The 15,417-nt window shown below is 45.7% G+C and carries 11 protein-coding genes; all 11 read left to right on the forward strand.

The window, feature by feature from the left end; all coding sequences use genetic code 11:
• Positions 1–276 precede the first annotated feature (276 nt).
• The 11 genes from H8K55_RS14150 to H8K55_RS14200 all read left to right on the forward strand — a co-directional run bounded on the left by H8K55_RS14150 (position 277) and on the right by H8K55_RS14200 (position 14,869).
• Positions 277–1,086 carry a cytochrome C assembly family protein gene (locus tag H8K55_RS14150; protein WP_186942705.1) on the forward strand — a complete coding sequence of 270 codons (810 nt, stop codon included), beginning with the start codon at positions 277–279 and terminating at the stop codon, positions 1,084–1,086.
• Positions 1,083–1,355: a PP0621 family protein gene (locus tag H8K55_RS14155; RefSeq protein WP_186942706.1), complete on the forward strand. Its 273-nt coding sequence runs from the start codon at positions 1,083–1,085 to the stop codon at positions 1,353–1,355. The genes H8K55_RS14150 and H8K55_RS14155 overlap by 4 nt, the downstream gene beginning before the upstream one ends.
• 15 nt (positions 1,356–1,370) lie before the next feature.
• On the forward strand, positions 1,371–3,110 hold the full coding sequence (locus H8K55_RS14160) for a two-component system sensor histidine kinase NtrB (protein WP_186942707.1): 1,740 nt from the start codon (positions 1,371–1,373) through the stop codon (positions 3,108–3,110).
• Entirely contained in the window at positions 3,107–4,618 is a 1,512-nt protein-coding gene (locus H8K55_RS14165; protein ID WP_230408625.1) for a sigma-54-dependent transcriptional regulator, read from the forward strand. The genes H8K55_RS14160 and H8K55_RS14165 overlap by 4 nt, the downstream gene beginning before the upstream one ends.
• Entirely contained in the window at positions 4,602–5,252 is a 651-nt protein-coding gene (ampD, locus tag H8K55_RS14170) for a 1,6-anhydro-N-acetylmuramyl-L-alanine amidase AmpD (protein ID WP_408057978.1), read from the forward strand. Before H8K55_RS14165 ends, ampD begins: the two co-directional genes overlap by 17 nt.
• A gap of 677 nt (positions 5,253–5,929) precedes the next feature.
• On the forward strand, positions 5,930–8,866 hold the full coding sequence (locus tag H8K55_RS14175; protein ID WP_186942708.1) for a ribonucleoside-diphosphate reductase subunit alpha: 2,937 nt from the start codon (positions 5,930–5,932) through the stop codon (positions 8,864–8,866).
• A gap of 139 nt (positions 8,867–9,005) precedes the next feature.
• The gene (locus H8K55_RS14180) at positions 9,006–10,214 is read left to right on the forward strand and encodes a ribonucleotide-diphosphate reductase subunit beta (RefSeq protein WP_186942709.1); all 1,209 of its coding nucleotides are present in this window, start codon (positions 9,006–9,008) and stop codon (positions 10,212–10,214) included.
• Positions 10,215–10,752: 538 nt separating this feature from the next.
• Entirely contained in the window at positions 10,753–11,553 is an 801-nt protein-coding gene (locus H8K55_RS14185) for a histone (RefSeq protein WP_186942710.1), read from the forward strand.
• A gap of 87 nt (positions 11,554–11,640) precedes the next feature.
• Positions 11,641–12,195, forward strand: a complete 555-nt coding sequence (locus H8K55_RS14190; RefSeq protein ID WP_186942711.1) for a YggT family protein — start codon at positions 11,641–11,643, stop codon at positions 12,193–12,195.
• A gap of 64 nt (positions 12,196–12,259) precedes the next feature.
• Complete coding sequence (locus H8K55_RS14195) at positions 12,260–13,711, forward strand: DUF4139 domain-containing protein (protein WP_186942712.1); 1,452 nt, start codon at positions 12,260–12,262, stop codon at positions 13,709–13,711.
• Between the two features lie 219 nt (positions 13,712–13,930).
• A complete protein-coding gene (locus tag H8K55_RS14200; protein WP_186942713.1) occupies positions 13,931–14,869 on the forward strand; it encodes an exopolyphosphatase in 939 nt (312 codons plus the stop codon).
• Positions 14,870–15,417 lie beyond the last annotated feature (548 nt).

Genomic DNA, 15,417 nt, shown 5'->3' on the forward strand with positions numbered 1-15,417 from the left:
GTAAATAGGGGATGGCACACTGCTGCCCAACTTCCCATTCTGGAGTGCATGCGAGTATCTAGAAGCGACCATTCTTAGTCAAGGGGATTGCTCAAGCTTTTTGTACATATATTTATGCTTGTTGTAATTACGACTTATAAAGTTTCCGCAGAGGATTTTTAGGCCTTGACTAGCCCATTTCTCGGCGCTTTTGTGATGACGCAAACTGCTTTCAGCTATCTGTTCAAATCCTTAACAAAGAGAAAAAATAATCCAAACATGGTGTAAACTTGCGCCATGCTAATTTATTTATCTATGGCGGCGGCGCTGTTATACGCGATCTGCCCATTTATTCCTGAACGTCAACGTGTCCTTGGCTTGGTGCTAGCGGCACTTGGCTGGACCGCACATGGACTGGCGCTGGCTTTGAGTGTGTATGCCGTTGATGCTTTGCGTATCGGCTTTGCAATCATGTGGTCGGCGGCGATTTGGGTTTCGGTATTGGTCTATTTAGTAGAGAACAGAAATTTCTCCTTAGATGGTTTGCGCATTTTGATTTTGCCCCAAGCGGCGGTTACCGCGCTATTGCCTTTGGCTTTTCCGGGAAGCTTGGTACACCTCGCGGATAAGCCTGCAATGTTTCCATGGCATGTGGGCATCGCCATACTGGCGTATAGCACGCTGACGATTGCCGCATTTCATGCACTGGTGATGTATGTTCAAGATAGACAATTACACCGGATGCGCGGTAAGCCTGTGCAGTCGTGGTTAGAGAAAGCCTTGGATCGTTTGCCAGCCCTATTAAAGATGGAACACATCCTGTTTTTATTAGTCACTCTTGGGTTTATTTTCTTGAGTTTGACGGTGTTGTCTGGTGTGATTTTTTCTGAACAATTCCTCGGCGTGGCGTTTAAGTGGGATCACAAAACGGTGTTGTCGCTGTTGTCTTGGTTGCTGTTTGCCGTATTGTTAGCTGGGCGTCAATGGCGTGGTTGGCGCGGAAAAGCGGTCTTGCGCATCACTTTGTTTGGTTTTTTGAGTCTCCTATTAGCTTATGTCGGTAGCCGCTTTGTGATGGAAGTGTTACTGCACAGGAGTGTGATATGAGATTGTTGATGTGGTTAGGTCTGGTTGTTTTGGTGTATTTTGCCGTGCGCAAAAATTTTCGTGCTAATCAAACTCGTTCTGGCGATACTCAAAAAGAAGAGGCTTGGAGCGATAATACTTTTCCACAATCTACGGGTTCTAAGCGTGTTGAAGCGATGCTCAATTGCGCCCACTGTCAGGTGTATTTCCCAGCTTCCGAGGCAGTTGTGCGTGACACGCTACATTATTGTAGTACCGAACATGCGGATGCTGCCACCCAGAAAAATTAAGCTAAATGGCGCGCAATGATTACCCATGATGTACGACATACCGAAATAAGTGCAACTTTATGGCGTTCATTGCAGACGCTTAATTTCTCACGCGTGATTGTAGCGCTTGCCTTATTACTCTCTCTCAGCCTCAAGTCTTTTAATGATTATTGGTTAATTGAACCAGTATTTTTGCGCGCCTTAGCAGCCAGTTATTTATTGGTCTCATTGGCTTTTATTGCGATTAAAGTGCGTTGGCAACAGCGATTCTTGTTGCAGTTGGTGACGCAAATTACCTTGGATATCGTCGTCATTTCTTTATTGTATGTCGGCGTTGGTGGCAGCAAGAGTGGCTTGGTCATCCTTTATCTATTCCCATTGGCTGGGCTTGGGATCTTAGGGCCGATGTTGTTGGCCTTATTTTTTGTTTCAGCGGTTTCCTTGTTCTTGTTGACTGTGAATGCCTATCAGGTATTGCAGAATGAAGACAGCAACATTATTTCGCAAGCCGGTTTATATGGCGCAGCCTATTTTGCTGTGGTGTATGTACTTAATCGCTTGGCAAAAAACTTAATTGGACAAGAAGAACTCGCCAATCAACGCGGATTCGAATTGGCTTTGCAGCAAGCGATTAATCGTACCGTGATTGCAGATATGAATGATGGTATTTTGGTGATAGATCAGGATGGCTATTTATTTGAAGCGAATCCCGCCGCCGAACGCATGTTGGGAATAGCAAAGTTGACCCGCTCTTCGCAGCAAAAGTTAAAGCTGAATCAAATTTCCAGTCTTGAACCGATTGCGCACGCTTTGGACAATTGGACTGTGGGGCAACAGCCTGATACCACAAGCTGGTTGCGCAATGAAGGGGCTTCGTTTGTCGTGATCAGACAGTACGTGGAAGAGCACAGTTCGAATGCAAATTATTCTGCGGCAGAAGCGCCACATGAGGCTGCTACGCATTTGAAATTACGCTTTGTCAGAATAGATGAAAGTGATTTTGACCATGTGGACTTACATTTGACACCATGTACTATTATCTTTATGCAAAATGTGTCGGAACTCGAAAATCAGGCGCAGCAGTTAAAACTGGCATCGATGGGACGATTGACCGCCAGTATTGCGCATGAAGTGCGTAATCCCTTGTCTTCCATCTCCTATGCCGCCTCCTTGCTGGGCGAGGATGTACATAATGAAGTGCAAGCACGCCGTTTGCTCAAAATTGTGGAAGATAATGTTAGCCGCTTGAATCAGTTGATTGAAGATATCTTAAAGTTGTCGCGTAAGGCGCAGATGAATTTGCAGCCTATCTTATTGATGGATGAACTAAAAAACATTGTTCAAGAATTTGTAGAAACGCGGGGAATTTCAGAGCATTTAATTCAATTAAGTGATAGTGGTCGGTTTTACGTGGTGTTTGATCCAGGTCATTTGCACGAAGTCATCACTAATTTGCTATCGAACGCAGTACGCTATGCTAGTGGCAAACCAGGATGTATACGATTGAATATCAAGATCTCATCGGGTATGCGTCGCGAATTGCATATTCAAGATGATGGACCAGGTATTTCTTCTTTGGTGCGTGCACATTTGTTTGAGCCTTTTTATACCACGTCGAGTAAAGGGACGGGTTTGGGCTTGTACATGGCACGGGAATTATGTTTGAATAATCATGCTGTACTCGATTATGAATATAGAAATGACGAAACCTCGACTTATGGTATGGATCCGGGCGGTCGCTTCGTTATCAATTTTTCTTCAAATGAGAAGTCATGAATGCCAATGAGTTGAGTCATCCTGCCCGCATCTTAGTGATCGATGATGAAGCGCATCTGCGTGAGCTATTGGAAATCACCTTAATTAAGATGGGTTTGGAAGTTGACACCGCCGAGTCTTTGGAGGCGGCACGGCGATTTTTGACGAAGCATACTTATTCATTGGTGTTAACCGACATGCGTCTACCGGACGGATCTGGTTTAGAAATGGTCGAAGAGGTCAGTGCTAGTTTTAAGTCCACGCCCATCGCCGTCATTACCGCGTTTGGTAGTGCTGATAATGCGGTAGTTGCGTTGAAAGCGGGCGCCTTTGATTATGTATCGAAGCCAGTCGCACTGGATCAATTACGTAAATTAGTGCGTTCGGCTTTGCAGATGCAAAACGTGAAGCCATTGGAGCAAGTCGCAATTGTGGCGGCAAAGCCTTCGAGCCCTTCATTTCTAATTGGTCAGTCTGACGAAATTCAGCATGTACGTTCACAAATAAGTCGCCTCGCACGCAGTATGGCACCAGTGATTATTACGGGCGAATCGGGTAGTGGCAAAGAACTAGCAGCACGGGAAATTCACAGAAATAGCGCACGAGCGGATAAGCCTTTTATCGCCGTGAATTGTGGCGCGATTCCCGAAGCTCTGATGGAGGCGGAATTTTTTGGCTATCGTAAAGGTGCGTTCACGGGCGCAAATGATGATAGAGATGGTTTTTTTCAGGCCGCCAATGGTGGAACCTTAATGCTAGATGAGGTCGCCGATCTACCTTTGGCGATGCAGGTCAAATTGCTACGCGCGATACAAGAGCGACGGGTGCGTAAGGTTGGCGCAACGGCAGAAGAAGCCGTGGATGTGCGTATACTTAGTGCCACTCACCAAAATTTAGAAGCGTGCGTGAGCGCTGGCAAGTTTCGTCAGGATTTGTATTATCGCTTGAATGTGATTGAATTATTGTTACCGCCATTGCGACAGCGATTAAGTGACGTGAATGAATTGGCTACGTGCATACTCTTAAAATTAGCGACGCCAGGATATCCCATCAGCTTAAATCAAGCTGCCCTAGCGGCTTTGCAAGCGTATGATTTTCCAGGCAATGTGCGAGAACTGGAAAACATACTAGAACGCGCCGCCGCTTTTGCCAATGATGGTTGTATCGATGTGATAGACCTTGGCTTGCGATCTGTTTCCAACCAGCGTGTACCCATAGTGCAAGAGCCTGCAGTTGCAACGAGTTTGATTGAAACCGCAATTAATGTGGATAAAACAGCAGATCAAACTGTAGATGCGACATCGCAGCCGAATGATGCGCCGAATGATCCTGCATTGCTGTTCGCTGCCCCCGATTTGCCCTGTGTTTTACCTGATTATCTAGAACGCATTGAGCGTGAAGTGATTCGTACAGCGCTTGCCAAAACCCGCAACAATCGTACTCAGGCAGCCGAATTACTTGGCGTCAGTTTTCGTCAATTGCGTTATTCCATCCAAAAATTGAAGATCAATGATGTTGACACGGATTGAGGCTTTGAGTTCGCCGGCTGCTATTGTCAACGATGTTGCCAGCGACATTGCCAGTGAAATTGCAAGTGATTGGGTGATGGATGCGCAATCTTGGTGTGCGCAAGCGCAGGCAGTGATCTCACCAAATTTTGGTCCGCGCCCGCTGGGAATGGCGGTTGACCTATTAGTGATTCACAACATTAGTCTTCCTCTGGCTGAATTTGGTGGTGATTATATTCTGGACTTATTTCAAAATCGCCTCGATTACGATGCCCATCCCAGCTTTGCGAGTTTACGCGGAGTGCAGGTCTCTAGCCATTTTCTTATCCGGCGCGATGGTCAGATATTACAATTTGTCGCAGGTTCCTCACGCGCCTGGCATGCCGGGGTCTCTCATTTTCAAGGTCGCGACGGCTGTAATGATTTTTCAATCGGCATAGAATTGGAAGGTTGCGATACTTGCGCGTTCACTGATGCACAATATTTAAGCTTGACACATCTGAGCAATTGTTTGATGCGCTATTTCCCATTGCAGCACATCGTTGGGCATCATGAAATTGCTCCCGGCCGCAAAACGGATCCGGGTCCATATTTTGACTGGCTGCGTTATCAGCGGAATTTGCCGGGCTGGATCTTAAGCGAGCTGGCACCATAAACGGCGGCGTTAATCTGCAAGCGCAAAAAATTTTCTAAAGTAGTGGTGATGAGATACTTGATCACATTCATTTTTAAAATGGCGTAACAAGCATAAACATACAAAAGAAGCTATTCATAGTATTCATCTGCGATTTATTCTCCTCATGTGCGCATCGTCTTACTGCACTTCCTCAGCATAAATTCTCTGATTTATTTTCTTCACTTGCACAAGTTTTCAGCACTTGATGTTAGTGGTCACTCACGTTGTAATCCGCGTTGTTTTGTCGCTTGACCAATGTCAAATGCTAGCGTCGTTTTTGATTCAAATATATCGACCTCTAGTTGAAAAAAGCGGTTGCACTCTCCCAGTTGAGACACTAGAATTAGTGCAAATAAAAATAAACACACTAGATCTAGTGTTTTTTGGAATGTTTCCCAAAATTATTTTTTTCATGTATTCCTGTTCTCAATGTGCCCAAAAAACTGGCTAATGCCGATTTTCGGTCGTGTACCAAAATGAAGGTAAGACGATATTTTGGTATTGAAATAGAGAATACAAATTCACAGAAGTTGAAGTCGAGTTTGACGAATTTTTAAGCAATTTTTCAAGCTCTTGCAGTACAGCATTTTGGTAAAACTCGCAGTACGAACGCAATATTCACCTTAATTTAATAAGACCCTGAACCTGGAGGCGAAATGCACTCTTCATTAGAAATATCATCCATCCAAGCGTATGACCCCGTTGCAGCGCAAGCGAGCTTAACACCTCAAACTAATCTTACTCCGACGGCGAGTTTTAGCGACTATCGCATCATTCGCCGCAATGGCGCTGTGGTTGGATTTGAACCATCGAAGATTTCGATTGCCGTGACCAAGGCATTTTTGGCGGTCAATGGTGGTCAGGGTGCAGCATCCGCCAGAATTCGTGAATTAGTTGAGCGCCTCACTTACAACGTGGTTACTGCTTTGATGCGTCGCCAGCCAAACGGCGGCACTTTCCATATTGAAGATATTCAAGATCAAGTTGAATTAGCATTGATGCGTTCAGGCGAGCATGATGTGGCGCGCGCCTATGTTTTGTACCGTGCTAAACGCATGGATGAGCGTCGTGCGCAATTAGAAGCGCAAGCCGCTGGTAAGCCAGAGGCAGCAGTTCCACAAATTCATGTCATCGTTGATGGCAGACCACAAGTGTTGGACATCGCTCAAGTGCGCGGCCTGATTTCGGCAGCTTGCGTTGGCTTGGAAAAACTGGTGGATGCAGAAGCTATTCTGATTGAAACCTTGAAAAATCTGTATGACGGTGTGCCGGTTGAAGAACTGCACAAATCTGCAATTTTGGCTGCCCGTGCCATGATGGAAAAAGAGCCTGCATATAGCCAGGTGACGGCTCGTTTGTTATTGCATACAGTCCGTAAAGAAGTGTTTAATAAAGAAGTAGCACAAAAAGATGCGGCGGATGAATACGTAGAATACTTCCCGAAATTCATCAAAAAAGGGATTGAGGCTGGTTTGCTCGATGCCAAGTTGGCGCAATTTGATTTGAAAAAAATGGCAAATGCGTTGGTAGCTGATCGTGATTTGCAATTTGGTTACATCGGTTTGCAAACTTTGTATGACCGTTACTTCTTACATATTCGCGATATCCGTATTGAAATGCCGCAGGCTTTCTATATGCGCGTCGCGATGGGCTTAGCTTTAAATGAGATCGACCGCGAAGCGCGCGCGATTGAATTCTATAATCTGTTATCGAGCTTTGATTTTATGAGTTCAACGCCTACACTATTTAATAGTGGCACGCAGCGCTCACAATTATCATCATGCTACCTGACGACAGTGGCGGATGACCTCGACGGTATTTACGAAGCGATCAAAGAAAATGCGCTGTTAGCAAAATATGCAGGCGGCTTAGGTAACGACTGGACACCAGTACGTTCTTTGGGTGCGCACATTAAAGGAACTAATGGTAAATCCCAAGGTGTCGTACCATTCCTGAAAGTGGTTAACGATACAGCGGTCGCGGTCAATCAAGGTGGTAAGCGTAAAGGCGCAGTCTGTGCTTATCTTGAAACTTGGCATATGGACGTAGAAGAATTCTTGGAATTGCGTAAGAACACCGGTGATGACCGTCGTCGTACGCATGATATGAATACGTCCAACTGGATTCCAGATTTGTTCATGAAGCGCGTGATGGAGAAGGGCGATTGGACTTTGTTCTCACCATCCGACGTGCCTGATTTGCATGAAAAATTTGGCAAATCTTTTGAAGAAGCCTACACAGCTTATGAAGCAAAAGCAGCCAATGGCGAAATCAAGCTGTCGAAAAAAGTCGCTGCTTTAGATCTGTGGCGCAAAATGTTGTCGATGTTGTTCGAAACGGGTCATCCTTGGATCACGTTTAAAGATCCTTGCAACATCCGTTCGCCACAACAGCATGTAGGCGTCGTGCATAGCTCTAACTTGTGTACAGAGATCACGTTGAATACGAATGACAGCGAAATCGCAGTCTGTAATTTGGGTTCTGTGAATATGCCAGCCCACATGAAAGACGGCAAGCTGGATCACGAAAAACTCAAGCGCACTATTACGACGGCAATGCGCATGCTCGATAACGTTATCGATATTAATTACTATGCTGTGAAAAAAGCACGTGACTCTAACTTGCGTCACCGCCCAGTTGGCTTGGGTATCATGGGTTTCCAAGATTGCTTGCACATGATGCGTATTCCGTATGCTTCCATGGATGCAGTGCAGTTCGCCGATACCTCGATGGAAGCAGTGTGTTACTACGCTTATTTGGCTTCGACAGAATTGGCGCAAGAGCGTGGTCGTTATAGTTCTTACACAGGTTCCTTGTGGGATCGTGGCATCTTGCCGCAAGACTCTGTGAAATTGTTGGCCGAAGAGCGTGGCGGTTACCTCGAAGTCGATAGCTCTGAAACTATGGATTGGACTATCGTGCGCAATCGTATTAAACAGTACGGTATGCGTAACTCGAACTGCGTTGCGATCGCACCAACAGCGACAATCTCCAATATCATTGGTGTAGCAGCTTGTATCGAGCCAACCTATCAGAACTTATATGTGAAATCGAATTTGTCTGGCGAATTCACCGAAATCAATGAACATTTGGTACGCGATTTGAAAGAACGTGGTTTGTGGGATGACGTCATGATCTCTGACCTGAAATACTTCGACGGTAGCTTGGCGAAGATAGACCGGATTCCAGAAGACTTGCGCGAACTGTATGCGACGGCATTTGAAATCAGCCCAACATGGTTGGTGGAAGCCGCTTCCCGTCGTCAAAAATGGATAGATCAGGCACAGTCTTTGAACATCTATATGGCGGGCGCATCTGGTAAGAAATTGGATGAGACTTATAAATTGGCGTGGTTACGTGGTTTGAAAACGACTTACTACCTGCGTACTATCGGTGCAACGCATACCGAGAAATCAACTAGTAAGACCGGTGCTTTGAATGCAGTGGCGGTCGATGGTGGGAATAGTGGTTACGCTGCCAGCGCAGAAGTGGCAACGGCATCTGCAACCACATCTACATTTGAGGCTGACGGTGCCGCATGTTACCTGCGCCCTGGCGATCCAGGTTTCGAGGAATGCGAAGCTTGCCAATAAGTTTTGACGAATCACCGCGACACTTGTTTGCGGTGATTTAAATTCATGGTTTTACCAATCACGGTAAAACTTCGCAAAATTAACAAATGGATTGGCGCTATGGCGTCAGTCCATTGATCAGAATAGTAAGGAATATCACATGCTTTCATGGGATGACGAAGCCGCTCCAGCGGCACCAGCGCCGCGTCCAACCGCGCAGCCAGCAATGCCAATTACGCCAGCCGCGCAATCGGCATTTGACCAGTATCAAACTCGCTTGCAAACGCAAGACGTCGCATTAAACCCAGCGCTGGTCACCAAGCCAACTGTGGTGAGTGCTGAAGATATCGGCCGTCGCGTGAATGCTGCGGACAAACGTATCATCAATGGTCAGACAGACGTGAATCAATTGGTGCCATTCAAATATAAATGGGCATGGGATAAATATCTGGCAGGTTGCGCGAATCATTGGATGCCGCAAGAGATCAATATGCAGCGCGATATCGAGCTGTGGAAAAATCCAAATGGCTTGACGGAAGATGAGCGTCGTTTAGTAAAACGTAACCTCGGATTTTTTGTAACAGCAGATTCTTTGGCTGCAAATAATATTGTGCTCGGCACCTATCGCCACATCACTGCGCCTGAATGTCGTCAATATTTATTGCGTCAGGCGTTTGAAGAAGCGATCCATACGCATGCATACCAGTACATCGTTGAATCACTTGGCTTAGATGAAGCAGAAATTTTTAACGCGTATAACGAAGTCGAATCAATTCGCGATAAAGATCAATTTTTGATTCCATTTATTGATGTGCTGACTAACCCGGAATTCAAGACGGGCACTACCGAAGCGGACCAAACACTATTGCGCTCGCTGATCGTTTTTGCGTGTTTGATGGAAGGACTTTTCTTCTACGTTGGCTTCACACAAATTCTTGCGCTTGGTCGTCAGAATAAAATGATGGGTGCTGCGGAACAATACCAGTACATCTTGCGTGATGAATCGATGCACTGCAATTTCGGAATCGATTTGATCAACACAATCAAAATGGAAAACCCACATTTGTGGACCGCTGCATTTCGCGATGAAATTAAATCGTTGTTTTTACGTGCGGTAGAGTTGGAATATCGTTACGCAGAGGATACAATGCCGCGAGGAGTACTCGGCTTGAATGCGCCAATGTTTAAAGGCTATTTACGATTCATCGCAAATCGTCGCGCGCAACAAATCGGTCTCGATGTTTTGTTCCCACAAGAAGAAAATCCTTTTCCGTGGATGAGCGAAATGATCGATCTGAAAAAAGAGCGTAACTTCTTTGAGACCCGTGTCATCGAATATCAAACAGGTGGTGCACTCAATTGGGAGTAAATTTTTGTAGTCGAAGATGTTCAAGACAAAATTCGCAAAGCAAGTAAGTGGCTAAGTTTAAGTAGCTCGGATGCGAAAAAAAGTGATTGAACAAGAAAGGCTTCGCAAAACTGAATGAACTGTTTAAACTCATTCGAGAGTATTTTTGTTAATAGCGCGACCCCAGCGAGGCTGGGCGTTGCGCTTTTGTGTTTGGAAATCTGACTTTTCAAACTACTGTTGGAATGTAATTTTTTAAGAGAATTCCGACGTTGCAGATACTGATATAAGGTGAAGTGCAATCACCTATTAGCATTTGCAGCGTTTTGGCTGTTGTCATAAATCGTTAAGGTCTGCCTGTGGTTAAGAACAAAAATAAGGGCAAACGACATAGCCAGATGACTATCTTATACGTTCAATGCGTAATAAGAGGTCGGTGCCGAATTCATTAGCGCAACCAGAAATCGTGTTTGTGCCGATGAATAATCCGCTTAATAGAAAGCGAGCGGATTTTAACTTTAATCTGATTTTTTTCCGACTAACGTGAAGGAGAAACAAAATGGCAACAGCACCAGAAGCCAAGAAAGCAGCAGCTAAGCCTGCGGCGAAACCGGCGGCAAAGAAAGCGGCAGCTAAACCTGCAGCGAAAAAAGTAGCGGCAAAACCAGCAGCTAAACCTGCAGCTAAGCCAGCGGCAAAAGCAGCAGCTAAACCTGCAGCAAAGCCAGCAGCTAAAAAAGCGGCAGCTAAACCAGCAGCTAAGCCAGCAGCGAAAAAAGTAGCAGCTAAACCAGCAGCTAAGCCAGCAGCTAAAAAAGCAGCAGCTAAACCAGTAGCGAAAAAAGCGGCAGCTAAACCAGCGGCAAAGCCAGCAGCGAAAAAAGCAGCAGCTAAACCAGTAGCGAAAAAAGCGGCAGCTAAACCAGCGGCAAAGCCAGCAGCGAAAAAAGCAGCAGCTAAACCTGCAGCAAAAAAAGCAGTAGCTAAGCCAGCGGCAAAGCCAGCAGCGAAAAAAGCAGCAGCTAAACCAGCGGCAAAGCCAGCAGCGAAAAAAGTAGCAGCTAAACCGGCGGCAAAGCCAGCAGCGAAAAAAGCAGCAGCTAAGCCAGCGGCAAAGCCAGCAGCTAAAAAAGCAGCAGCGAAGCCAGCAGCAACTAAACCAGCAGCGAAGCCAGCAGCAAAAAAAGCGGCGGCTAAGCCAGCCGCAAAAAAGGCCGCAGCTAAACCAGCAGCAAAGAAAGCAGCAGCTAAACCAGCAGCTGCAAAGCCAGCCGCAGTAGCGGCAGCACCAGCAGAAGCGAAGACAGTTGTCAGCCCAACGGCAGCTTGGCCTTTCCCAACTGGTACTCGTCCAGCGTAATTTTCTTACTTGGACGCCTGGTTTTATTCAGGCACAATACCCACTGTGTGTTAATCACCCAGTGGGTTTTTTTTTGAGGAAGCATCCATGTTTTACGAAATGTTTAGTTTTGTGGTGGACATCATCGCAGGTATCTTTGCCGGTTTTTTATTGTTGCGATTTTGGATGCAAGCTTTAAGACTACGCCCACCAAGTTCTCTAGGGCAGGCAATATTTCAACTGACAGATTGGTTGGTGAAGCCTATCCGGCGCATAGTGCCAGGCTTCGGTGGACTGGATTGGGCTAGCCTGATCGGGGCATTCCTGGTGGCACTCACATCAATCTTATTAGAGTCTTTGTTTACAGGACAATTTCATCCCGGTCTATTAGTCATTGCCTCGCTACTGCGTTTGCTGCAATGGATATTGTATGGCTTGATGGCCTTGATAATCCTTGAGGCGATTCTTAGTTTTGTTAACCCTTATGCACCCTTGGCACCTGTTATACGAGCTCTGAATCAACCTCTGCTCGCACCTATACGCCGTATCTTGCCAGCCTTGGGCGGGATTGATTTTTCTCCTTTAATCGCATTAATTATTTTGCAGATAATAAGCCGCATGTTAATGTCTGCGCTACCGGCTTTATATTTTTATCTAGCTTAGAAATTACCGCTGCAGTTAGCTGCATTGTATGAGCACTTCGCTCGATTTTGATGGAAGGAATAATATGCGCTACCCCTTAAGTTGTATCTCCGTGTTGCTGGCCGGATCTGTCGGTGTCACCGCGAATGTTTTTGCGCAAGAGCAGGAACAACGTAGCACTCTCAATGATCAGCGCGAAGTCGCTGTGACTATTTATAACGAGAATTTGGCTCTAGTAAAAGATGTACGTAAGATCAATCTCAAGCGTGGCAATGTGAGCTTGGCATTTAGAGATGTGAGCGCCAGAATGCGTCCGGAAACAGCGTTGCTGAGAAGCGTGTCTGCGCCAGGTAGCTTGAATGTGATTGAACAAAACTTTGATTTTGATTTGCTCACGCCGCAAAAATTATTAGAAAAATATGTGGGGCAAACGGTCAACGTTGTCCGCACCCATCCGACCACTGGTGTTGAAAGCAGTGAAGTCGCGCAAGTGCTGGCTGCAAATGAAGGCGTCGTTTTAAAAATCGGTAATCGTATCGAGACTGGATTGCCCGGACGCATCGTCTATAACGATGTACCAGCTAATTTGCGTGATCGCCCGACCTTGGTGATGTCATTGAATAACAACAGCAGCGCAATGCAAGATGTAGAGTTGAGCTACCTAACCGGTGGTTTGGCATGGAAGGCAGATTACGTCGTAGAGTTAAATTCGACGGAAGATAAATTGGATATGTCTGGCTGGGTGACGCTGACCAATACCAGTGGCGCTAGCTATAGAAATGCAAAGCTGCAGTTAGTGGCTGGTGACGTGAATCAAGTCAGAGAACGAGTTACGGTCACTGGTAGCAAAGGATATGCAATGGCCGCTGCGCCTTTGGCAAAAGCTGCGGATATGCAAGAAGAGTCCCTCTTCGAATACCATCTTTATACCTTGAACCGCCCGACTACGATTGCTGAGAATCAAACTAAGCAAGTGGCATTGTTGTCTGCTTCTGGCGTACCTGTGCGTAAGGAATTTCTGTTACGTGGCAGCGATTATTATTATCAAGGACAGTATGGAGATCTAGGGCAGAAGATGAAAATCGGTGCCTTTATCGAATTTGATAATAAGGAAAGCTCCCAGCTTGGTATGCCTTTGCCGAAAGGTGTGATCCGTGTCTACAAAAAAGATAGCAATGGCAATGCGCAGTTTGTTGGTGAAGACAATGTCGATCACACACCGAAGAATGAAAAAGTGCGTTTGAAGTTAGGTGATGCGTTCGACGTGACTGCCGACAAAAAACAAACTGATTTCAAAAAGATCGCCGGTACGTCAAAGTACAACTACATTTTTGAAAGCGCGTATGAAATTACTTTAAAAAATGCCAAGAAAGAAGCAGTCACGGTGACGGTGCAAGAGCCTATGCCAGGTGATTGGCAAATGATAAGTAGTAGTCATCCGCATGTTAAAGCCAGTAGTAAAGCGGCAGTATGGAAAATTACCGTACCCGCAGAAGGTAGCAGTACTTTGATTTATCGTGCTCAGATACGTTATTGAAAAAATAATGAGCAACGTGAAAAACGTTTATTTGGTGAATAGATAAGCATCAACCTCTATGATTTTTCATAGAGGTTTTTTGTTGGTTTGCCATTTCACTTCAGCCTTCATAGAAAATCAAAAATTAATCACACAGCCTGTCGGATTCTGCGCAATTTTTCTCGAAAATAGGCATGCTTTGGAGTAGACTGGAACTTCCTTTTCACCAAGAGGTGGCTCATGTCTGCAGATTCTCCAAAGTTCCGTTTGATTACGCGCAGTGACTTCGATGGATTGGTTTGTGCCGTATTGCTCAAACATCTGGACTTGATTGATGATATTAAGTTCGTCCATCCCAAAGACATGCAAGATGGGAAGGTTGAAGTCAATAATCGTGACATCACCACCAATCTGCCTTTTGTACCGGGTGTCCATTTAGCTTTTGATCATCACTTTTCCGAAACCCTGCGTAATCCCGGTGAGCGGACGAATCATGTGATTCATCCCGAGGCGCCGTCAGCCGCACGTGTGGTCTATGATCATTATGGTGGTCGCGCTGCCTTTCCAGCGGAATGGGACGATATGATGGCAGCTGTCGATAAAGGCGATGCCGCGCAATTTAATCGTGAAGAAGTCCTCAATCCAGATAAATGGGATCTGTTAAATTTCCTGATGGATGCCCGCACCGGTTTGGGACGCTTCCGCGAATTCCGTATTTCTAATTACAACCTGATGATGGATTTGATCGATTACTGTCGTAATCATAGTATCGAAGAAATTATGGAGTTGCCCGATGTCAAAGAGCGGGTAGAAATTTATCAAGAACATGCCACAAAATGCAAAGATCAGATTCAGCGCTGTTCTACCGTACATGGAAATCTCATTGTCTTAGATCTGCGCAATGAAGAAATTATTTTTGCTGGCAATCGTTTCGTGATCTATGCGATGTACCCCAATGTGAATATTTCTATCCATATTTTGTGGGGACTAAAACAGCAAAATACGGTATTTGCGACCGGTAAGTCGATTTTGAACCGCAGTTCTAACACTAATATCGGTGCTTTGATGCTCGAATATGGTGGTGGTGGGCATGAAAATGCAGGCACATGTCAGGTCGATAATGCACAAGCCGAGCAAGTTTTAACGCAGTTAATTAGCCGGATCAATGCGGACGGTTGATTAATTCTTTCTGTGTGCAAAAAAACTGCCATCGAGTGCTGATGCGGTTCAGATAAGCTCAAACCATCTAGGCGTCATCCCTGCGTAGTGCTTGCCCTCGAATGTTTGAGTCGGGGGCAGGGATCCCGCGTCTTTAGGTTTTTATGTCACAGGATTCCCGCCTTCGCGCACTGCTGCTAGGAATAAAATTTGGAGTACTCGAGAAACGCTGATGGCGTTTGACTTACACGATGATGTTGTATGAATGGACTTGAAATCGAGCGATAAGTGGTGGGTGTAAATATTCCCTCTCTCGCGAGCGGGAGAGGGCTAGGGTGAGGGTAGTTCAGCGACAGCAAAGTGTCTGATTGGTACAAGACAATAATTTAGAAATTTGTGCGTTGAAAAACGATATCCGAAACTGAACGCCCCTCATCCCCGACCCTTGTATGCTGTCTTATAGATTGTCTGTTCTTGTAGTTGGTTGTATGGTTTTGCGGTAGTAGGTGCCTGCGTAAGGAGCGCGTAGTGCGACTGGAGTTGGCACCTACTACCGCGGCAAAAATGGT

The organism is Affinundibacterium flavidum, assembly GCF_014284175.1.
GTDB lineage: Bacteria > Pseudomonadota > Gammaproteobacteria > Burkholderiales > Burkholderiaceae_D > Undibacterium > Undibacterium flavidum.